The organism is Thioalkalivibrio sp. ALE9 (assembly GCF_000377445.1).
Lineage (GTDB): Bacteria > Pseudomonadota > Gammaproteobacteria > Ectothiorhodospirales > Ectothiorhodospiraceae > Thioalkalivibrio.
Window position 1 is genome coordinate 38,053 of the sequence record NZ_KB898122.1, and the last position, 20,407, is coordinate 58,459.

A 20,407-nucleotide genomic window follows, 5' to 3' on the forward strand; every position below is an offset into this window, starting at 1 on the left:
CCGCTGCCCTTCCTGCGGCGTCGCGACGCGGGAATGGATTGGCACAGCACGGACCGGGAACCGCCCCATGGATAGCACCAGCATCGACACCCTGCTTCAGGACCTGGACCTCACCTCCGGCCTGTCGGACCAGGCCCGCAGCGAACTCGCCTCGGCCTGCCTGGCACGGGAGCTGGACGCCGGTCGGCGCCTGCGCCCGCAGGAGGTCGAGGACCGCTACCTGTTCCTGGTAAGCGGCCAGCTGGTCCGCGTCAGCGGCGGCAGCCCGGCGCGTATCACCCTGGATGCGGCCGACCCCGACAGCCCGCTGCAGATGTTCGACCAGAACATCGGCCAGCAGGACTTCCTGATCACCGAGAAGACCTGCCAGATGCTGGAGATCCCAACCGCGGCCCTCGAAAAGGCCCACAGCGCTTCGCTGGTCGTGCATGACACCGACCTGGACGATACCGAAGGCGCTTTCTTCGGCGAGCTCTACGACCTGATTACCAGCAACCGGCTGGAGTTGCCGACCATGCCGGAGATCGCACTGCGTATTCAGGAACTGACCAACGACCCGGACGCCGACCTCGACAAGCTGACCGAGGTCATCCAGCGTGACGGCACCATCGCCGGGGCGTTACTGCACGCGACCAACAGCCCGCTGTTCCGCGCCGCCAAGCAGATCCAGTCCGTGCGGGACGCGGTCAATCGCCTCGGCTTTCGCAACACCCGCATGCTGGCGATGAACATGGCGCTGCGCCAGGCGTTCAAGGCCAAGCACGCCTCCACCCGCGACGCCATGGAAGCCAGCTGGAAGCATGGCGCCCTGCAATCCGCCTACAGCTACCTGATCGCGGATTCGCTCAAGCTGCTGGACCGCGAACGCGGCCTGCTGGCCGGGCTGGTCGCCGGGATCGGCGCGGTCCCGATCATCCAGTTCGTGGAGCTGCGCGAGGACCACCCCGACACCGAGCGCGTGCAGTCGCTGGTCCGGCGCCTGCGCAACCTCGCCGGTGTCCTGGTGATCAACTACTGGGACCTCGGGGGCGACCTGGTCACGGTCGCGGAGCATGCCGGGGACTGGGGCTATCGCGCCGGCGAACCGGATTACGCCAGCATCGCGCTGGTCGCGGAATGGGCCGCCCGACGCGCCGAGGGCGAAACCGTGCCCGATGCGGCCGAGGTCGCCGCCTTCGGCGTGCTCGGGATCGAGCCGCCGGCGCCGGGGGAACCGATCGCGTTCCTCGAGGAACGCGCCGAGGACCTGGCCGAACTCCGCGCGATGTTCAACGTCTGAACCCCGTGATCGAAAAACGCCTTCCACAGCTGCGCCCGTTCGCCGAACTGAGCGAGCGCGCCCGCGACAAGCTGTTGCAGCATGCCCGCACCATGACGGTGGATCCGGGGTTCAAGCTGCATGCGCGCGACGAATTCCGCAGCATGATCTTCCTGCTGGAGGGGCGGATGATCCTGGCCAGCGGGCGCAACTCGGTCATGCTCAACGGGGACTCCAGCGAGGCCCTCAACCCGCTGTTCGAACCCCACGACTATCACAGCCATGCGATCGCCGCGACCCGCGCCACCCTGGCGATGCTGGACCGCAAGGTCTACGAGACCCTGGTCGACGGCGGCGGGCAGGACAGCGTCGAGGTCAGCGAGATCGAGCTGTCCGACCTCGAGGGCGAGCTGTTCGGCAGCATCTACACGCATGCCTACTCGGGCGAGCTGGCCCTGCCCCAGCTCCCCGAGGTGGCGCTGCACCTGCAGCAGGCCCTGAAAGATCCGGACGTCTCCATTGCCGAGGCCACCCGCATCATCGAGGAAGATCCGAGCGTCGCGGGGCGCCTGTTGAGCGTGGCCAACAGCCCGGCCATGGGCAGCCGCCGCGAGGTGTCACGCCTGCAGGATGCCGTGGCCCGACTGGGGCTCGAACGCACCCGCCAGCTGGTGATGGCCCTGGCCATGCACCAGGTCTTCATCCATCGCGACAGCCCCTACCACGACCTCCTCGAACGTCTGTGGCGCCGCTCCGCGCGCATCGCGGCCATCAGCTGCGTGCTCGCCGACCAGTGCGAGGCAGTCGATCCGCAGACCGCCCTGCTGGCTGGACTGCTGCACCGGGTGGGCGCCCTGCCGGTGATCGCCGAGGTCGCCCGCACCCACCCGGAGCGCACGCCGGAAGAGGTCGAACGGGTGTTGTTTCGTCTCGAAGGCCTGATCGGCGAACTGGTTGCCCAGCAATGGGATCTGTCATCCGATATCATTGACGCCATTCGCGATTCCGGCGGCCCGGAGAACCCCGAGGCCCCTGTCCTGACGGACATCGTGCGGATCGCACGCGCCGCGTGCCCGCGAGATGCCGAGGACGACCCGCTTGCCGACCGCATCCCGCTCGCCGATCTGCGGGCCGTGGAACGGCTCGGCTTCATCCTCGACGAGGATGGCAGCCTGCCCGCGATCGAGACCGCGCGGCAGGAGGTCGAGGAACTGATTCGTCAGGTTGCTTGACCCGGTACCGCCCAGTCGCCCCACGTCGGCCGCCCACACAGCGGCCGCCCGAGAGATTCAGGGAAGGTCCATGGACACACGCACCCGCCCCCAGCCCGGAGAGAAACAGCGCGCCGCCGACAAAGTCGCGCGCATCCCGGTCAAGATCAATCCCACCGAGCGCCCGCAGCGCAAGCCCAAGTGGATTCGCGCCCAGAGTCAGGCCCGCCCCGAGGTGCAGCGCATCAAGGGCATCCTGCGCGAACAGAAGCTGCACACCGTCTGCGAAGAGGCCAGTTGCCCCAACCTGGGCGAATGCTTCGCCCACGGCACTGCCACCTTCATGATCATGGGCGACATCTGCACCCGTCGCTGCCCGTTCTGCGATGTGGCCCACGGCCGCCCGGAGGCACTGGATGCCGACGAGCCGCGCCATCTGGCCGAGACCATCCAGGCGCTGGGCCTCAACTACGTGGTGATTACCTCGGTGGACCGCGACGACCTGCGCGACGGCGGGGCCGGGCACTTCGTGGACTGCATCCGCGAGGTGCGCAGCCTGAACCCGAACACCCGGATCGAGATCCTGGTGCCCGATTTCCGCGGGCGCATGGACCGCGCGCTGGAGATCATGCACCAGGCCCCGCCGGATGTCTTCAACCACAACCTGGAGACCGTTCCGCGCCTGTACCGCGAGGCGCGCCCCGGCGCCGACTATGCCTGGTCGCTGGACCTGCTCCGGCAGTTCCGCGAGCAGCACCCCGGCGTGCCGACCAAGTCCGGCCTCATGCTGGGGCTGGGCGAGACCCGCGAGGAGTTGCTGGAGGTCCTGCAGGACCTGCGCGAGCATGGCTGCGACATGCTGACCCTGGGCCAGTACCTGCAGCCGTCGCGCCACCATCTGCCGGTGACGCGCTTCCTGTCGCCGGAGGAGTTCGACGAGCTGGGCGAACGTGCCCGCGAGATGGGCTTCAAGCAGGTGGCCAGCGGCCCGATGGTCCGCTCGTCCTACCACGCCGACCTCCAGGCCCAGGGCCTCGAAACCGCCTGACCCCGCCCTGCCGTTTCCAGCCTCTGGGCCATCATCCCGTGCCCCGAGGCTGGCGCTGGCGCTTCGAGCCCCGGTGATTGCGATGGCTTCGTCCGGCCGCCTGCCATGATGTGGCTGGGCCTGGTTCGTCATCCGGTGTTTACGGTGGTTCCGGTCCACGTACTGCCGAGCGCTGACTCGCCAGCGCGCCCCGCCCGTTTTTGATCAACAACTGGCTTTCTTGCTTGCCCAAGAAAGTGCCCAAAGAAGGGCACCCGGATTCCGCCCGGGAACCTCGCTCCGGACGCGCTGGGCCGGCGGCGCTGAACTCGCTGCGCCTTCGGCTCCGCTCAGACATCCAGCGCCCCGAATTTATGGAAAACGGGCCGGCCCATCACGCCCTCCCCGAGGGGCTCCATACGGGAGGGGAAGGTCAAAACCGAACGTATCCCCACCTTTACGCCTAACGATAGGCAACGCCATCCGAAAGTCCCCGGCGCCCGCACCGCGGGCGCGGCACGCAACGGCCGAAGGCCGAGCGTGCCCAAGATGCTCGAAGACCTAGCCTTCATCCACTGGCAAGACCGTCGGGATGGCCGTTGTCTTGACCTTGATCCCCCCGTTGTCGTCGCGCCGAGCGGAGAGGGTTTTCGCGGGACGATTCAAAATAGAAACGGGGGCGCTGGATGTCTGAGCGGAGCCGCAGGCGCAGCGAGTTCAGCGCCGCCCGCGAAAAGCCTCGGAGCGAGGGAAACCCCGGCCCGCACAGCGGGCCGGGGTCGCGGCAGTCGGGCGTGTTTCTTGGGTACTTCTTTGCACGAGCAAAGAAGTACCTCGCGGCGCGCTGGCGAGTCAGCGCCTGGCAGGCGGCGGACCGGAGGCACCGTAAACACAGGATGCCGAACCAGGCCCAGCCAACAATCGGCAGTATGCGGACCGAAGGCGCTGTAAACCCCAGAGGCCGAGCCAGGACCAGCCTCAACAAGGCAGGCGGCCGACCGAAGCCTTCCCGAACGAAGGCCGGTTGCGGGTCGAGCGGTTAATCGAGGCGCAGGGAGTAGTCGATCGCGTGGAGGTGCTTGGTCAGCGCGCCCACGGAGATGTAGTCCACGCCGGTCGCCGCGATGGCCGCCAGGCTGTCGGGCGTGACCCCGCCGGAGGCCTCGGAGATCGCGCGGCCACGAATGCGCCGCACCGCAGTGGCCAGGTCGTCCAGCGACAGCTCGTCGAGCATGATCACGTCGGCTCCGGCGGCCAGGGCCTGGTCCACCTCGTCGAGGCTCTCGGTCTCCACCTCGACCCAGCGTCCGGCACCCAGGGTGCGGGCGCGCTCGACCGCGGCGGCGATGGAGCCGCAGGCGGCGATGTGGTTTTCCTTGATCAGCACCGCATCCCACAACGCCAGCCGATGGTTGTAGCCGCCGCCGCAGCGCACCGCGTACTTCTGCCCATGCCGCAGCCCCGGAAGGGTCTTGCGGGTGTCCAGGACGCGGCTCTCGGTGCCTTCCAGGCGCGCGACCCAGCGCGCGGTCTCGCTGGCGGTTCCGGAGAGGGTCTGCAGCAGGTTCAGGGCCGCGCGTTCGGCGGCCAGGACGGCCCGGGCCGGCCCCTCGAGCGTCGCGATCACCCGGGGTTGGCCGTCCACGGTTACCCGGGCGCCCTCGGGTACCTGCCAGTCGATGCGGGTCTCCGGCGCGAGGCTGGTGAATACGCGCTCGAACCACGCCTGTCCGCAGACGATCGCGGGCTCCTTGAGCAGCAGCGTGGCGCGCGCGACGCGTTCGGCCGGGACCAGGGCGGCGGTCAGGTCGCCGTCCAGACCGTTGGGGCCCAGGTCTTCCGCGAGGGCGGCCTCGACCTCGCGCACGAGCATGGCGGCATCGGGCCGCGCCGGGCCCTGGGCGAAAGGGTCGCTGGGGCCGCCTGCGACCGGGGCCTTATCCGTCATGACGATCCGGGATCGGGCGGTGGGCCACGTAGTCGTCGCGCAGCTTCTTCACCAGGCCGGCCAGGAGGATGAGCGCGATCAGGTTAGGTGCGGCCATGGCGATGTTGGCGATATCGGAGAAGTTCCAGACCACGCCCAGCGGGATGGTGGCCCCGATCACGATCAGGATGACGAACACGATGCGGTAGGGCATGACCGCGCGCTCGCCGAACAGGAAGTAGGCCGAGCGGTCGCCGTAGTAGGACCAGGCGATCATGGTGGAGAAGGCAAACAGCATCAGACTGATACCCACCACCATGGCGCCGAACGGGCCCAGGGTGGAGCTGAAGGCGGTGGCGGTCAGGGAGGCACCCACGACGTCGTCGGCGCGGTCAATGTAGGCCCCGGTAACCACGATGGCCAGACCGGTCAGGGTGCAGACCACGATGGTATCGATAAACGGCTCGAGCATGGCCACCGAGCCCTCGCGCGGCGGATCGCCGTTCTTGGCCGCGGCATGCGCCATGGCCGAGGAGCCCAGGCCCGCCTCGTTGGAGAACATGCCGCGCGCGACGCCGTACTGGATGGCGAGGCCGATCGCGCCGCCGCCGGCGGCCCACGGATTGAGCGCAAGGTTCAGGATGGTGGCGACCGCGGCCGGGACGGCATCGATGTTGGCGACGATCACCACGAAGGCACCCAGCATGTAGATCACGGCCATGAACGGGACGATGGTCGAGGCGATCATGGCGATGCGCTTGACGCCGCCGATGATGACCAGCGCCACGAGCACGGCCATGGTCAGGCCGATGATCAGGGCCATCCAGCCCATGATGTCGTCGTCCGCGCGCAGGTCCGGCACGATGAAGGTCAGGCCGTCGACCACGGAGTTGGCCTGCACCATGTTGCCGATGCCGAACGAGGCGATCAGGGTGAAGGCGGCGAACAGGATCGCCAGCTTCTTCATCTTCAGGCCGTTGAGGAGCGTGAACATCGGCCCGCCGGCGATGCTGCCGTCCGGGGCGATCTCGCGGTAGCGCACCGCCAGGGTGGTCTCCGCGAACTTGGTGGCCATGCCGAAGAAGGCGGTGACCCACATCCAGAACAACGCCCCCGGGCCGCCCAGAGCGATGGCCGTGGCTACGCCGGCGATGTTCCCGGTCCCGATGGTGCCGGACAGCGCGGTGGAGAGCGCCTGGAACGGCGAGATCTGTCCGGTGCCGCCGGCCCGACCGTCCGACCCGCGCAGGGCACGCCAGCCCTCGCGGAAGGCCACGACCTGGACCAGACCCAGGCGGATGGTGAGATAGAGCCCCGTGCCCAGCAGGAGGATCAGGGTAATCGGGTTGCCCCAGAGAAGGCCGGCGGTGTCGCCGAGGAACTGGTCGATGGTGTCGAGCATCGGTGGGTCCTTGTAATCCGGGTGGGACGGCCGCAGTGCTGGCCGAAAACTCTACCGCGCACGGCCGTCGTTTACGATAGGTTGAGCGCACCGCGGCCATAGCCTGTGCCTGTGAAACCCGCAGGCGGCCCGGGAATCCATGGTAGAAACACCACGCCGTCAGGACGTTCAAGGATCGAGCATGAGCGAATCAAACGAGCCCGTTGTCGAATACGATCACGGCAAACCCGTCCCCCGGGTCTTCCTGATCGGGTCGCTGATCGCGCTGGCGGCCTTCATCTGGCTGGTCAGTCTGGTCTGGCCTTCGCTGGAAGAGCGGCTCGTCGGCCTGAGTACGCTGCAGATCGGCCTGCTGGCGAGCTTCGTGGCCGGGCTGATGACAGCCGTGGGCGCGCTTCCGATCTTCTTCCTGCGCCGGATCAGCCAGTCGGTGGAGGACGCGATGATGGGCTTCGGCGCCGGAGTGATGCTCTCTGCCACGGCCTTCGAGCTGGTTCTGCCGTCGGTGGAACAGGCCGAGCTGCAGTATGGCGGCGTGGGTATGGCGATTGTCGTGCTGGCGGTGGGTATGGCGCTCGGGGGCGGCGCGCTGCTCGCCTTGCACAAGTGCGTGCCGCACGAACACTTCCACATCGGCCCGCAAAGCGGGGCAGACCCCGCCAAGATCCGCCGTGTCTGGTTGTTTATCTTTGCCATCGCCCTGCACAACCTGCCCGAGGGATTGGCCGTCGGCGTAGGTTTCGGGGGCGATGACGTCCGTGACGGGATCGCGCTGGCCATCGCGATCGGTCTGCAGAACATGCCGGAGGGGCTGGTGGTGGCAATCGCCTTGCTGTCGCTGGGCTACAGCAAGTGGGCCGCATTCGGGGTGACCCTGCTGACCGGGCTGGTGCAGCCGGTCGGTGGTCTGATCGGGGCCGGCGCCATCACGCTGATGGAGTTCCTGTTGCCCTGGGGGCTCGCCTTCGCGGCCGGGGCGATGCTGTTCGTCATCAGTCACGAGATCATCCCCGAGTCGCACCGCAAGGGGCACGAGGCGCAGGCGACGGTCGGCGTGCTGGTCGGTTTCGTCGTCCTGCTGGCGATCGACCTGGCGCTGTAGGGCGCCACGCACATGCACCGTCATTCCGAGGAACCCCAGACGACGCGGCACAAAAACGCGCTGCGCGCTGAACGGCCGCAGGGCGGCCCGAAGGGCGGGCGCAGCGAGTCACCTTCGAAAGCTGGCCGCGCGTCAGCATCCGGTGGTTTCGTAAGGAGGTTGCTTCGTCGCTGCGCTCCTCGCAATGACGGTGCCCCGGTTGCGCGAAGGGGGCGCGGGTCGAGCGGTTGCTCCGGGCCGGAAAGTCGCCGCCGGGCGTCCGGGCTTTCGCGCCGGAGATATTTTGGTCTACAATTAGTTTCGTCTGCGGGTGCCCGACAATGCCCGCACACCGTTCTGGAAGAGATCTGCGATCGCGAGTCGATTGGCAGACGCCGAAGGCGCAACATCCGCCCGGAATCGCTCAGGCTACAGGACCGGAACGGTGCAGGAGACACACTCTGGAGAGCGGCCGGAAACGGCCCACCGAAGGGGGCGGTCACGCAGTCCGGAAACGGATTGACGCGACGCAAACTCTCAGGTTTCAGGACAGAGGGGCGGCTGGCAGATCATCCCTGCTGGCCGCCCCTTTTTTTATGCCCGGCGCACGGCGACCGGGCCTCGCGGTTCCACCGGCGGCTGCCGGCGAATCGACCACGAAACGGACGCAAGGCGAGAATCAGATGACGACGTTGAAGACAACTCCGCTCCATGCCGCGCATCAGCGCGCGGGGGCCAAGCTGGTCGATTTCGCCGGCTGGGAGATGCCGCTGCACTACGGCTCCCAGATGGAGGAGCACAAGCGAGTGCGCGAATCCGCCGGGATGTTCGATGTCTCGCACATGCAGGTCGTGGATATCCGTGGCCCGCAGGCGCAGGCCTTCCTGCGCTACCTGCTGGCGAACGACGTGGCCAAGCTGAAGACCGAGGGCCGCGCGCTGTACAGCTGCATGCTGAACGAGGCCGGCGGGGTGATCGATGACCTGATCATCTACTGGACCGGGGGCGCCAGTTACCGCGCGGTGGTCAATGCCGCTACCGCCGAGGGCGATATCGCCCACATGCAGAAGGTCGCGAAGGATTTCGACGTGAACGTCGAGCCGCGCCCGGAGTTCGCGCTGATCGCGATCCAGGGGCCGCAGGCGGTGGAGAAGACCCTGCCGCTGCTGCCGGATGACCTGCGTAGTGCCGGGGATCTCAAGCCGTTCTCCGCGGTCTGGAATGACACGTGGTTTGTCGCCCGCACCGGCTACACCGGCGAGGACGGTTTCGAGGTGATGCTGCCGGCCGAGGCCGCCGACGGTTTCTGGGAGAAGCTGAAGGCCGCCGGCGTGCATCCCATCGGTCTCGGCGCGCGCGACACCCTGCGCCTGGAGGCCGGCATGAATCTCTACGGCACGGACATGGACGACCAGACCAATCCGCTGACCGCTAACCTCGGCTGGACCATCGCGCTGAAGGATGCCGAGCGCGATTTCATCGGCCGTGCGCCGATCGAGCAGTCAAAGGCCGCGGGCGTGCCGGAACGCATGGTCGGGCTGGTGCTGGACGGGCGCGGGGTGCTGCGTGGCGGCACCCGCATCGAGACCGAGGCCGGCGACGGCGTGGTCACCTCCGGCAGCTTCTCGCCCAGCCTCGGGGTGTCGGTCGCCTTCGCGCGGATCCCGGCCGGGGTCGAGGCCGAGGAGCTGCACGCGGACATCCGCGGCCGCAAGCTGCCGGTGCGCGTGGTGAAGCCGGTGTTCGTCCGCAATGGCGAGCCGCAGATCGAACTGAATCGCTAACGAATTATTGCCTCATGCCGCGTGTGCCGGACTACACTGCGCAGGCGGGATCCAAACGAAAAAGGAAGACGTCATGAGCGAAGCACCGAAGGACCTGAAGTACACCAAGAGCCACGAGTGGGTGCGCAGCGAGGCCGATGGCAGCGTGACCGTGGGCATCACCGATCACGCGCAGGAACTGCTGGGTGATCTGGTGTTCGTCGAGGCCCCGGAAGCGGGCAGCAGCATCGAGGCGGGTTCGGCCTGTGCCACCGTGGAATCGGTCAAGGCCGCCTCGGATATCTATGCGCCGATCTCCGGCGAGGTGACCGAGGTCAACGAGGACCTGGCAGACAGCCCCGAGAAGGTCAACGAGTCGCCCTTCGAGGACGGCTGGCTGTTCAAGGTGAAGCCCTCCGATGCCGGTGAGCTGGACGCCCTGATGGACGCGGATGCCTATGCCGCGCACGTCGAGGCCGAGTCCTGAGCCTGGCTGTGCATCACTGGTCCCGGTCATGTCCGGCCGGGACCCAACCGAACTTCGCCATCATTGGCGGAAGCGAGACCTGACATGCCGTTTATCCCGCATACCGAAGAAGACATCCGCGCCATGCTCGATAGCATCGGTGCCGAATCCGTCGAGGATCTTTTCGACGAGATCCCCGCCGATCTGCGCTCGCCGCCGCTCACGGGGATCCCCGAGGGCGAGAACGAGATGGGGATTACCCGCCTGATGCAGGAGCGGGCCGCGAAGGACGGCATGCCATCGAATTTCATCGGGGCCGGTGCCTACGAGCACCACATCCCGGCCGCCGTGTGGCAGATCGCCACCCGCGGCGAGTTCTACAGCGCCTACACGCCCTACCAGGCCGAGGCCAGCCAGGGCACGCTGCAGCTGATCTACGAATACCAGACCATGATCAGCCGCCTGACCGGGATGGAGGTCTCCAACGCCTCGCTGTATGACGGCGCCTCTGCCCTGGCCGAGGCCGTGCTGATGGCGGTTCGCGTGAACCGCCGCTCCAAGGCCAAGCGCGTGCTGCTGCCGGGCGCGCTGCACCCGGACTACCGCAAGGTGGTCAGGACGCTGATCGGCAACCAGGGCATCGAGCTGGTCGAGCTGCCGTTCGACGAGACCACCGGCCAGACCCCGGTGGACGCCCTGGCGCCGTATGCCGACGAGGACGTCACCGCCATGGTGATCAGCCAGCCGAATTTCTTCGGCATCCTCGAGGATGTGGACGCCCTGACCGGCTGGGCCGAGGAGCGCGGCGTCCCGGTGATCGCCGTGGTGAATCCGGTCTCGCTGGCGCTTTTGAAGCCGCCGGGCGAGTGGGGCACCAACGGCGTCGATATCGTGGTCGGCGAGGGCCAGCCGCTGGGGGCGCCGCTGTCCTCCGGCGGGCCGTACTTCGGCTTCATGACCACCCTGAAGAAGCACATCCGGCAGATGCCGGGGCGGATCGTCGGCCGCGCCGAGGATGCCGACGGCAAGCCCGGCTTCGTGCTGACCCTGCAGGCGCGCGAGCAGCATATCCGCCGCTCCAAGGCGACCTCGAACATCTGCACCAACCAGGGCCTGGTGGTGACGGCCGCGACCATCCACATGTCCATGCTGGGTGACGAGGGTCTGACCCGCGTGGCCGAGGCCTGCTATGCCAATACCCACGCACTGGTGGAAAAGCTGGCGGCCAAGGGCATCAAGCCGCGCTTTACCGGCGAATACTTCCACGAAGTCGCGCTGGACTTCGGCGGCAATGCCGCCAGCCGCGTGCAGACCATGGCCGACGCTGGCGTGCTCGCGGGCTTCGAGCTGGGCCGCGACTACGCGCAGCTGGATGGCTGCGTGCTGGCCTGCGCCACCGAGACCAAGACCGAATCCGACCTCGAGCAGTACGTGACCACGTGGGAGCAGGCCGCCTGAGGCGGTCCGCACCAGGGGAAACACTGATCAGTTTTCCCCAGGGTCAACGACACCACGCGCCATACACACAACGCCGGGAGGCAACCATGGCCGAAATCAAGCTGCAAGGTAACCCGATCAACACCAACGGCGACCTGCCGCATGTGGGCTCGCCGGCCCCGGACTTCAAGCTGACCAACAAGGATCTGCAGGATGTCTCGCTGGCGGACTTCGGCGACAAGCGCAAGCTGATCTCCATCGTGCCCAGCCTGGACACGCCGGTCTGCGCCGATTCCACCAAGAAGTTCAACGAGATGGTGGCCAGCCGTCCGGATCTCGAGATCCTGATCGTCTCCGCCGACCTGCCGTTCGCGATGAGCCGCTTCTGCGCCGCCGAGAACCTCGAGCGCGTGACCGTCCTGTCGATGATGCGCGATCGCAATTTCGCCAAGGACTACGGCGTGCTGATCCAGGACGGCCCGCTGGCCGGGATCACCGCCCGCGGCGTGGTCTTGCTGGATACCGACAATCTGGTGATGCACGCCGAGCTGGTCTCCGAGATCGGCGACGAGCCGGACTACGACGCCGCGTTCGCGGCCCTGGATGACCGGGCCAACCTGAGCCCGACCCAGTAACCGGCGCCGAGAACCACTGCGCCGCCGGCGGCCGGGCCCGTGCCCGGTCGCCGTCACCCGAATATGCAAGCGAGAAACCGCTATGAGCACCACAGACGCCCATCTGATCTTCGAACGTTCCCGCGCCGGTCGCTCGGCCGTGGCCCAGGCGCCGCGCGAGCATGCCGCGACCCGCATCCCCGCGAATCTGCAGCGCAAGTCCGCGCCGGGTCTGCCGGCCGCCTCGGAACTGGACGTGGTGCGGCATTACACGCGGTTGTCGCAGAAGAATTTCTCCATCGACACCCAGTTCTACCCGCTGGGCTCGTGCACGATGAAGTACAACCCGCGTGCCTGTAACAGCCTGGCCATGCTGCCCGGATTCCTGAACCGGCATCCGCATGCCCCGGCCAGCCACAGCCAGGGCTTCCTGCACACCATGTTCGAGCTGCAGGAGATGCTGAAGGAAGTCACCGGCATGAAGGCGGTGTCGCTGGCGCCGATGGCCGGTGCCCAGGGCGAATTCACCGGCGTGGCCATGATCCGTGCCTACCACGACGCCCGCGGCGATACCGAGCGTCGCGAGATCATCGTCCCGGATGCCGCGCACGGTACCAACCCGGCGACCGCGATCATGTGCGGCTACGAGGTGCGCGAGATCCCCACCGATGTCAGCGGCGACGTGAATATCGAGGCGTTGAAGGAGGCCGTGGGCCCGCAGACCGCCGGGATCATGCTGACCAACCCGTCCACCGTGGGCGTGTTCGAGCGCCGTATCTCGGAGATCGCGAAGATCGTGCACGACGCCGGCGGCCTGCTGTACTACGACGGCGCCAACCTGAACGCGATCCTGGGCAAGGTGCGTCCGGGCGACATGGGCTTCGACGTGATCCACATGAACCTGCACAAGACCTTCTCCACGCCGCATGGCGGCGGTGGCCCGGGTTCCGGTGCGGTGGGTGTGGGCGAGCGCCTGATTCCGCACCTGCCGGTGCCGCACGTGATCGAGGATGGCGCCGAGGGATATCGCTTCGCCACCGAGGCCGACTACCCCCAGACGATCGGCCGCCTGGCCGCGTTTGCCGGCAATGCCGGAGTGCTGCTGCGCGCCTACGTCTACATGCGCATGCTGGGGCGCGAGGGCATGCAGCGCGTGTCCGAATTCGCCACGCTGAACGCCAACTACCTGGCGCGCGAGCTGGAACGGGTCGGGTTCGATCTGGCCTATCCCGAACGGCGTGCGACCCACGAGTTCATCGTCACGCTGAAGAAGCAGGCGAAGGCGAATGGCCTGACCGCGGGCGATGTCGCCAAGCGCCTGCTGGACCATGGGTACCACGCTCCGACCACCTACTTCCCGCTGCTGGTGCCGGAGTGTCTGCTGGTGGAGCCCACCGAGACGGAATCCAAGGAGAGTCTGGACGGTTTTGTCGAGGCGATGGCCTGCATCCTGGCCGAGTCGGAAAACGATATGGAGACGATCAAGGGCGCCCCGCACACGCTGCCCAATAGGCGCTTCAACGAGGTGGCCGCAGCCAAGGCACTGGATGTGGTGTTCCAGGCCGCCGACGAGGGAGACGACCGCGCGCCCCGCACCGGTACCCACGGCTAGACCGAGCCCGGTCACTGCCCCGGGGCGCCCGTGCGCTCCGACCGAGACGCCCCCGCTTGTCGGGGGTGTTCTCGTTTTGTACGGCAGTAATCGCGATTTTGTAGGGGCAAGCAGAAACCAGACTCGGCATCTGGTAGTTTCTGGATTCAGTCTACTCAAGCACTGTCAGGCCCGAGGGCAGCCGGCACCGCGAGCGTGTGTCGATCAAGTCTCCGCCAAGAGAGACCAAGACGGGCAAGGAATGCAATCCAATGAGCGAGATTTGTGGCATCCACGGCTATGCGGCGCTGTTCGAACATGCGCCGGTGGGGCTGGCCGAGATGGATACCGAGGGGCGCATCCTGCGCGCCAATCCCCGCCTTGGGGCCCTGCTGGCTTTTGATCCGGCGGATCTGGCCGGTGCCACGCTGGAAGCGCACGTCTGCCCGGACGACCGCGAGCGGGTGGAGGCTCATCGCCATGCCCTGCTGAATGGCGGGTGCGGCAACGGCAAGGTCGAGGCTCGGCTGCTGGATGCCACCGACCAGGCCCAGTGGGTGGAGTTGACGACCAGCCGCATCCCGGCCACCGAGGACAGCCCCGAGGCGCTGCTCGTGGTGGTCAACGATATCGGCACGCGCAAGGCGGCCGAGCAGCGCACCGAGACCCTCCTGCGGGCCAGCCCGGCGGTGATCTACACCATGGATCCGTCGGATCTGGGCACCATGACCTGGCTCAGCCGCAACGTGCAGACGGTGACCGGCTGGAGCCCGGAGCAGATCACGCGCGAGCCGGACTGGCTCCTCACCCATCTCGCCCCCGAGGACTATCGGCGCTGCGCAAGCCAGATCAAACGCTGGTTGGCGGAAGGCGCCCGCGGATTCTGTCGCCTGAACTATCGCCAGCGCATGCCCGGCGGACACTGGCAGTGGCTGGAGGACCAGGTCACCGCGACCCGGGACGATCAGGGGGCGGTGGTCGAGCTGATCGGCGCCTTCCAGGACGTGGGCGCCCGGGTGGAAACCGAGCGTCACCTCGAGAAGATCGCGCAGAACCTGCCGGGGGTGATCTATCAGTACCGTCAGTCCCCGGACGGGCATGCGACGTTCCCGTATGCCAGCGAGGGGATCGTGGATGTCTACGGGGTCACGCCCGAGGCAGTGATGCGGGACGCCCGTTGCGTCTTTGAGGTGGTCCATCCGGAGGACTTGGACCGCGTGACGGTGAGCATCGAGGCGTCCATGCGCTGTCTGACCCCCTGGCGCCAGCGCTACCGAGTGCACCATCCCGACCGCGGCGAAATCTGGCTGGAAGGGCACTCCAGCCCCGAGGCCTTGGACGACGGTAGTGTGCTCTGGAATGGCGTGATCCTGGATATCACCGAGCAGGTGCGTGCCGAGGAGGCACTCCATCAGCGTGAGCGCGAGCTGGCCGAGGCCCAGCGCATTACCCATATCGGCAACTGGGTGTCGGACTTCGTGCGCAACGAGATTCGCTGGTCCGACGAGGTCTTCCGGATCTTCGGCCTGCGGCGGGGCCAGTGGGGCGGGACGCACGAGGCCTTCATGCAGTCCGTCCATCCCGACGATCGTGACCGCATCCAGGCCGAGGTGGATGCGGCGATGGCCGGGGAGGGAACGCTCGATACCATCCATCGCGTGTTGCGCCCCGGCGGCGAGGAACGCGTGGTGCACGAGCGCGGCTACGTCGAATTCGCCGAGGACGGCCGGGCCTTGCGCATGATCGGGACGGTGCAGGACATCACCGAGCGTCACCAGCTGGAGCGCGAGCAGCGCCTGCTGGCGGCGACCTTCGACAGCAGTCAGGCGATCTTCATCACCGACGTCGAGGGGACGATCCAGCGTGTCAACGCCACCTTCACCGAGCTGACCGGCTTCACCGAGGCCGATGCGCTGGGCCGGAACCCCCGGATCATGAACTCCGGCCGCCAGGACCGCAGCTTCTACGAGGAGATGTTCCGAGCCGTGCGCGAGCAGGGGCACTGGTCGGGCGAGGTATGGAACCGGCGCAAGGACGGCCGCGTCTTCCCGCTGCACGAGATCGTCACCGCGATCCGGGATGCCACCGGGGCGATCGAGTATTACGTCGCCATGTTTCACGATATCTCGCGGCAGAAGGAGCTGGAGGCGGCGCTGGAACACCAGGCCTTCTACGATCCGCTGATCGATGCGGCCAATCGCGGCCACTTCGAGGCCCTGCTGGAACAGGAGGCCCGGCGCGCCGATCGCTATGCGGACCCCTGCTCGCTGGTGATGCTGGACCTGGACCATTTCAAGCGGATCAACGACACCCATGGCCATGATGTCGGGGACGAGGTGCTCCGGCGCGTGGTCGCCACCACGAGCGATCGGCTGCGCCAGGCCGATGTGCTGGGTCGCTGGGGCGGGGAGGAGTTCATGGTCCTGCTCCCGAGCACGAAGGCCGAGGCGGCCTGTAGCCTGGCGGAGGACCTGCGGCGCCAGGTGGCCGCGCTGGAGTTGCCCCATGTGGGATCGGTGACCATCAGTCTGGGGGTGGCCGAATGCCGCCCGGGCGAGGCGATCAAGGACTGGATCAAGCGCGCGGACGACGCGATGTACCGGGCCAAGCACTCCGGGCGGAATCAGGTGGTGCGACGCGATTGAACGACCATGGACGCCGAGCCGGAGCGGGGGGTATGCCGGCAGAATCCGGGCGTGACGGTCTGTTCGATCGCGCGGCCGTGGGGTTGCTGTACCTGGAGGCGAACGGTCGCGTGCGGGCCGCCAACGCGCGCCTGGCGGACTGGCTGGGCTGTGCCCCGGAGGATCTCGAGGGACAGTCGCTGGTCGAGTGTGTCCCCGAGGACGCGCGCCAGGCCCTGTGCGATGCGCTGGCCCGCGCCGGAGTGGGCGAAGTCACCCTGGACCTGGAGCTTGCGGCCCCGGGTGATCGAGGCGTAGCGCCGATGGCCTGCACGGTTGTGCTGGCGCCCGATCCGGACGGGCGGCTGGCCACGGTGCAGCGCCGGGAGCCGGGTGACTCGGCGGCCCGGGTCTACGAGCAGACCTTTACCGCCAATACCGCGCCGAAGCTGCTGATCGATCCCGAGGACGGTGCCATCGTGGATGCCAACCCCGCCGCGGAGGCCTTTTATGGCTATTCGGTCGCGCGGCTCAAGGGGATGCACATCCACGAGATCAATACGCTGTCGGCGGCCGAGGTGCGCGCCGAGATGGACCGGGCGGCGCGCGAGGAGCGCCGGTTCTTCCGCTTCCGGCACCGCGTCCGGGGCGGTGATGTGCGCGACGTCGAGGTGTATTCGGGTCCGGTGGTGCTGAACGGCCGGCGCTACCTCTACTCGATCATCCACGATGTCTCGGAGACCCGCCGCTACGAACGCGAGCTGGAGTTCTACGGTGTGGCCTTCGGCCGGCTGCCGGTGGGCGTGTACCGCAATACACCGGGGCCGGAGGGCCGCTTCGTGCGGCTCAACCCGGCGATGGTGGAGCTGTTCGAGGCCGCGACCGAGGCCGAGCTGCGATCGACGCCGGTCCGCGAGCTCTACCGGGACCCTGCCGAGCGGACGGCGCTCAGTCGCGATCTGGCGGCGTCCGGGCGGGTGGTCGGACGCGAGGTGGATCTGAAGACGCTGCGGGGGCGCCCCTTCCGCGCCCGGATTACCGCCTACCGGACCGAGGATGCGGACGGTCAGTGTGTGTTCGACGGGGTGATCGAGGACATCACCGAGCTGCGCGCGGCCGAGGCGTTCCAGACGCGCCTGCTGGCAAGCCTTGCCGAAGGCGTATTCGGGCTGGATCGCTATGGCCGTTACACCTTCCTGAATCCGGCGGCCTGCCGTCTGCTGGGTTTCGAACGGGAGCTGGATGCCCTGGGGCAGGAATCGCATTCGACCAACCATCACGTGCTGACAGATGGGACGCCCTACCCGCCGGAGGCCTGTCCCATCTACCGCGTCCTCGAGACGGGCAGGCCACTGGAGGCCTGGGATGATCACTTCGTGCGCACCGACGGGAGCCTGTTCCCGGTCAGTGTGTTTGCCGCACCCACATTCGACGTGTCCGGTCGGGTGGACGGCGCCGTGGTCTCGTTCCAGGACCAGACGGCCCGGCGCGAGCGCGAGGCCCACCTGCTGAAGGCGACCGGTCATCTGCCGGGTGCGATCTACCAGTACCGGCTGTATCCGGACGGTCGTCATGAATTCCCGTTTGTCAGCGAGGGTGCGCAGCGGGTGTACGGGGTTTCTCCCGATCTCATCCAGGAGGACGCGGATGCCGCCTTTGCCCGGGTCGATCCAGACGACCTTCCGCGTATCCAGGCGAGCATCGAGGAGTCGGCGCGCACCATGGGCCCCTGGCAGGTCCGTTATCGCGTACGTCATCCACTGCGCGGGACGCTCTGGGTCGAGGGTCGCGCGACCCCGGAGGCACCGCGCCCGGATGGCAGCATCGTCTGGCACGGGGTGATGATCGACATCTCCGAGCAGGTAGCTATGGAGGACGCCCTGCGCGCGCGGGGCGAGGAGCTTGCCGCGGCACAGCGCATCGCGCACATGGGGAGCTGGGTCTGGGACATCGCGGCCGATCGCACACACTGGTCGGACGAGGTCTACCGTCTCTTCAGTCTGCGCAAGGAAGATCAGGAGGCGAACTACGCGGGATTCCTGCAGGCCGTGCACCCGGACGACCGCGATCGCGTGGCCGCGACGGTCGAGGCCTCGCTGGAGAGTGGTGAGTACGACATCCATTTCCGGATCGTGCGCCCCCACGGGCGCGAGCGCGTAGTCCATGCACGCGGATCGACGCAACACGATGCAGGGGGCAAACCCTGTCGCATGATGGGGACCGTGCAGGACGTGACGGAACGCCACGCGTTGGAGGAGAACCTGCGCCGGCTGGTCGGCATCCTGGAGTCCACTCCGGACGTGGTCGCGATGCACGGCCCGGCCGGCAACATGCTGTTCCTGAATGGTGCCGGGCGGCGTCTGTTCGGCCTGCCCCTGTCCTCCGGGGAGCCCTGGGATCCCGAAGGCGGCTGGAACAGCCGCGATCTGCCGGCCGAAACGGGCTCTCTGGAGACCGCGATTCGGCGGTTCCACCCGCCCTGGGCGGCCGACCAGATCCTCCAGGAGGCCGCACCCGTCGCGATGCGGGACGGGGTCTGGGAAGGGGAGACCGCGATACTCGACGCCCAGGGTCGGGAGGTGCCAGTGTCGCAGGTGGTTGTCGTACGCCGCGATGGCCACGGGGATGTGCGACAGATCTCCACCATCCTGCGCGACATCTCGCAGCGCAAGGCGGTCGAAGAGGCCCTGCGCGAGAGTGAGCAGCGATTCCGCCAGCTGGCCGGCTCGGTCAACGAGGTCTTCTGGCTCCAGGACGCGGACTCCATCCTGTACGTGAACCCGGCCTACGAGCGGGTCTGGGGCTACAGTCGTGAACATCTGTTGCGCGATCCGGCGGCGATGCTGGAGGCGGTGCACCCGGAGGACCGGGCACGGGTGGAATCCGTTTTTCTGGCGCAGCCACTGTGGAATGCCCGGACCGACGAGACTTTCCGGATCCGGCGGCCGGATGGGGAGCAACGCTGGGTGCGCGTCCACCGCTATCCGGTGACGGATCCGGAGGGTCACGTTACCCGAGTCGCGGGCACCGCCGTCGATATCACCGAACTCAAGACCACGCAGATGGAGCTGGAGCGCAATCAGGCTGAATTGGAGCGTCAGGCGTTTTACGACCGTCTGACCGGTGTCGCCAACCGGCGGTACTTCGAAAGCCTGCTGGACCGCGAACTCCGGCGTGCCGAACGCTATGGACAGGCCTTTTCCCTAGTGATGTTCGATCTTGATCATTTCAAGGCCGTCAACGATACCTATGGCCATGCCACCGGGGATGTCGTGTTGCAGGACGTCACCCGGGTGGCGGGCGAGCGTCTGCGCGCTTCGGACGTGCTGGGGCGCTGGGGCGGCGAGGAATTCATGGTCCTGCTGCCGGGGGACGACGCGGAGGCGGGTGCACGGGTCGCCGAATCGATCCGCGCACGCGTGGCCCAATATGCCTTCCCGGAGGTGGGCCGCGTGACCATCAGCCTCGGGGTGGCGGCCTTCACCTTTGGCGAACCGCGCAGTGACCTGTTGCGCCGGGTCGACGAGGCGCTTTACCGGGCAAAGCGCGAGGGTCGCAACCGGGTGGCGATCGCGGACCCGCCGGCAGGTTCGGTCGTCCGGACCGGGGACGAACCCGATGGCGCATAGCGGGCGTCGCGGCCTGAGTCGGGTGTGGCACGCGTTCGGGTATTCCTGGCGCGGGCTGCGCGAGGCATTCCGTCACGAGGCCGCCTTTCGCCAGGAGCTGGCGCTGGCGGTCGTGCTCCTGCCCCTGGCGATGGTGCTGGGGCAGGATGGCGTCGAACGCGCATTGCTGGCGGGCAGCGTGCTGCTGATCCTGGTGGTGGAACTGCTGAACTCGGCGGTGGAGGCGGCGATCGACCGCTTCGGCGACGGGCATCACCCGTTGTCGGCGCGGGCCAAGGATATTGCTTCGGCCGCCGTGCTGGTCAGCTTCCTGCTGGCGGCACTGGTCTGGGGCCTGGTCCTGCTCTGATCGTCGGGGCATCCGCGCCGCTGGCCTG

15 protein-coding genes and 2 riboswitches are annotated in these 20,407 nt (G+C 67.6%); of the genes, 12 read left to right on the top strand and 3 right to left on the bottom strand.

Going from position 1 to position 20,407, the window contains the following annotated elements; genetic code table 11:
* Positions 1-67: 67 nt before the first annotated feature.
* The 3 genes from D106_RS0100205 to lipA all read left to right on the top strand — a co-directional run bounded on the left by D106_RS0100205 (position 68) and on the right by lipA (position 3,517).
* Complete coding sequence (locus D106_RS0100205; protein WP_018878834.1) at positions 68-1,279, top strand: HDOD domain-containing protein; 1,212 nt, start codon at positions 68-70, stop codon at positions 1,277-1,279.
* Between the two features lie 5 nt (positions 1,280-1,284).
* Complete coding sequence (locus tag D106_RS0100210; protein WP_018877068.1) at positions 1,285-2,490, top strand: HDOD domain-containing protein; 1,206 nt, start codon at positions 1,285-1,287, stop codon at positions 2,488-2,490.
* A gap of 70 nt (positions 2,491-2,560) precedes the next feature.
* On the top strand, positions 2,561-3,517 hold the full coding sequence (gene lipA, locus D106_RS0100215; RefSeq protein ID WP_018877067.1) for a lipoyl synthase: 957 nt from the start codon (positions 2,561-2,563) through the stop codon (positions 3,515-3,517).
* Between the two features lie 329 nt (positions 3,518-3,846).
* Here the strand turns inward: lipA and D106_RS15210 are convergent, their stop codons facing one another.
* From D106_RS15210 to D106_RS0100225, 3 genes are all read right to left on the bottom strand, one after another.
* Positions 3,847-4,068, bottom strand: a complete 222-nt coding sequence (locus D106_RS15210) for a hypothetical protein (protein WP_081620038.1) — start codon at positions 4,066-4,068, stop codon at positions 3,847-3,849.
* 467 nt (positions 4,069-4,535) lie between these two features.
* Positions 4,536-5,444, bottom strand: a complete 909-nt coding sequence (nadC, locus tag D106_RS0100220; RefSeq protein ID WP_018878835.1) for a carboxylating nicotinate-nucleotide diphosphorylase — start codon at positions 5,442-5,444, stop codon at positions 4,536-4,538.
* Positions 5,434-6,825 carry a sodium:alanine symporter family protein gene (locus D106_RS0100225; protein WP_018875834.1) on the bottom strand — a complete coding sequence of 464 codons (1,392 nt, stop codon included), beginning with the start codon at positions 6,823-6,825 and terminating at the stop codon, positions 5,434-5,436. The genes nadC and D106_RS0100225 overlap by 11 nt, the downstream gene beginning before the upstream one ends.
* Before the next feature lie 181 nt (positions 6,826-7,006).
* Between D106_RS0100225 and D106_RS0100230 the strand changes: the two genes are divergently transcribed.
* The 9 genes from D106_RS0100230 to D106_RS0100270 all read left to right on the top strand — a co-directional run bounded on the left by D106_RS0100230 (position 7,007) and on the right by D106_RS0100270 (position 20,379).
* Positions 7,007-7,927 carry a ZIP family metal transporter gene (locus D106_RS0100230; protein WP_018878836.1) on the top strand — a complete coding sequence of 307 codons (921 nt, stop codon included), beginning with the start codon at positions 7,007-7,009 and terminating at the stop codon, positions 7,925-7,927.
* 327 nt (positions 7,928-8,254) lie between these two features.
* A riboswitch (glycine riboswitch) is annotated at positions 8,255-8,356 on the top strand.
* 1 nt (position 8,357) lies between these two features.
* Positions 8,358-8,469, top strand: a riboswitch (glycine riboswitch).
* 120 nt (positions 8,470-8,589) lie between these two features.
* Entirely contained in the window at positions 8,590-9,690 is a 1,101-nt protein-coding gene (gene gcvT, locus D106_RS0100235) for a glycine cleavage system aminomethyltransferase GcvT (protein WP_018878837.1), read from the top strand.
* 73 nt (positions 9,691-9,763) lie between these two features.
* Positions 9,764-10,156 (top strand): glycine cleavage system protein GcvH, encoded by a 393-nt coding sequence (gene gcvH, locus D106_RS0100240; RefSeq protein WP_018867861.1) that lies wholly within the window; start codon positions 9,764-9,766, stop codon positions 10,154-10,156.
* Positions 10,157-10,240: 84 nt separating this feature from the next.
* A complete protein-coding gene (gene gcvPA / locus D106_RS0100245; RefSeq protein WP_018878838.1) occupies positions 10,241-11,593 on the top strand; it encodes an aminomethyl-transferring glycine dehydrogenase subunit GcvPA in 1,353 nt (450 codons plus the stop codon).
* An 86-nt stretch (positions 11,594-11,679) separates the two neighbouring features.
* Complete coding sequence (gene tpx, locus D106_RS0100250) at positions 11,680-12,207, top strand: thiol peroxidase (RefSeq protein ID WP_018878839.1); 528 nt, start codon at positions 11,680-11,682, stop codon at positions 12,205-12,207.
* An 82-nt stretch (positions 12,208-12,289) separates the two neighbouring features.
* Positions 12,290-13,798, top strand: coding sequence for an aminomethyl-transferring glycine dehydrogenase subunit GcvPB (gene gcvPB, locus D106_RS0100255; RefSeq protein WP_018878840.1), 1,509 nt, complete (start codon positions 12,290-12,292; stop codon positions 13,796-13,798).
* Between the two features lie 251 nt (positions 13,799-14,049).
* Positions 14,050-16,422, top strand: coding sequence for a sensor domain-containing diguanylate cyclase (locus tag D106_RS0100260; protein ID WP_018878841.1), 2,373 nt, complete (start codon positions 14,050-14,052; stop codon positions 16,420-16,422).
* Positions 16,423-16,454: 32 nt separating this feature from the next.
* Entirely contained in the window at positions 16,455-20,030 is a 3,576-nt protein-coding gene (locus D106_RS0100265) for a PAS domain S-box protein (protein WP_018878842.1), read from the top strand.
* On the top strand, positions 20,020-20,379 hold the full coding sequence (locus D106_RS0100270) for a diacylglycerol kinase (protein WP_028484892.1): 360 nt from the start codon (positions 20,020-20,022) through the stop codon (positions 20,377-20,379). The genes D106_RS0100265 and D106_RS0100270 overlap by 11 nt, the downstream gene beginning before the upstream one ends.
* The last annotated feature ends 28 nt before the right edge of the window (positions 20,380-20,407 follow it).